The 1,373-nt window shown below is 75.2% G+C and carries 2 protein-coding genes; both read left to right on the forward strand.

Translation table 11 applies throughout. The features are described 5' to 3' along the window. On the forward strand, nucleotides 1–696 hold a 696-nt coding region (locus tag EHS43_RS44575), incomplete at its 5' end, for an alpha/beta hydrolase (RefSeq protein WP_125196062.1). Next, nucleotides 689–1,373 (forward strand): acyltransferase (locus tag EHS43_RS44580; RefSeq protein WP_260471014.1); only part of this gene is annotated, 685 nt, incomplete at its 3' end. The genes EHS43_RS44575 and EHS43_RS44580, both read left to right, overlap by 8 nt.

Raw genomic sequence — 1,373 nt, forward strand, 5'->3', positions numbered from 1 at the left:
ACCTTCGACGGCCGGGGCCCCGGAGAGGCGGCGGAGGTCCTCGGCGACCTCGCCCGCGCCGACCACGTGGCCGTCCTGGTCCCCGGCTCCGACACCTCCCTGGACACCTACGACCGCTTCCGGGCGACAGCGGCGGCCCTGCGCGACCGGCTCACCGCCACCGCGCCGCACGGCACCCGGACCGCCGTGGTCGCCTGGCTCGGCTACCGCACCCCGGACACCGTCAGCACCGCGGTCCTGACCACCGGCAGGGCCAAGGAAGCGGCTCCCCGGCTGCGCACGTTCATACGCCTGCTGCGGGGCGTCACCGGCGGCGCCACGACCGTCACCCTGGTCTGCCATTCCTACGGCACGGTGGTCTGCGGCAGGGCGGCCGCCCACCTGGACATCGACGACCTGGCCCTCGTCGGCAGCCCCGGCACCGGCAGTGACACCGCGGCGGCCCTGCACACCCCCGCACGGGTCTGGGCGGCCAGGGGACGGCACGACTGGGTCGCCGAGGTTCCCCACGTCCGCACCGATCTCTTCGGCGTCAGCGTCGGCTTCGGCACCGACCCGATCTCCCCGGCCTTCGGCGCTCGCGTCTTCGCCGCCGGGGAGGGCGGCCACAGCGACTACTTCAGCCCGGGCTCGGTCTGCCTGACCAACCTCGCCCGGATCGTCCTCGGAGACACCGCGGAGGTGACCCGTGCCTGAGACCCACCCCACCCGGGGCGGCGTACGCGCCGGCATACGCGAGAGCGCGGAGGGACTGCGCCGGGCCGCCGATCGGGTCGACGCGGCGACACCTCCCGAGCGGGACCGTGCCGTCGACGCCCTGCGCGCCCTCGCGATACTCGGCGTCGTCCTCGGCCACTGGCTGGTGACCGCCCTGGTCGCCGACGGGGGCGCCCTGCGCACCGCGAGCCCGCTGCAGCACATGCCCTGGCTCGCCCCGATCTCCTGGGCCTTCCAGACACTGGCCGTGTTCTTCCTGGTCGGCGGTCATGTGGCGACCCGCGGCTACACCTCGGCCCGGGCCCGTGGGACGACGTACCGCCAGTGGCTGACGAGCCGTCTGTCGCGGCTGTTCAAGCCGGTGGCCGCCGTTCTCGCCCTGTGGACGGTGGCGGCGACGGCCCTGCTGCTGACGGGCGTCCCGTACGGCACGGTCCGCGCCCTGGCCGGACTCGCCCTGTCCCCCCTGTGGTTTCTCCTGGTCTTCGGCGCGCTGACGTCCGCGACCCCGCTGCTGCGGCGGCTGCACCCGCTGTGGCCGCTGGCCGTCGTCCTGCACGTGGACCTCGTGCGCTTCGGCCTGGGCGGGCCCGACCGGCTCGGCTGGGTGAACCTGGCGGCCGGCTGGCTCGTCCCGTACACCCTGGGCGCTGCCT

It is taken from the genome of Streptomyces sp. RP5T, assembly GCF_003933965.1.
GTDB lineage: Bacteria > Actinomycetota > Actinomycetes > Streptomycetales > Streptomycetaceae > Streptomyces.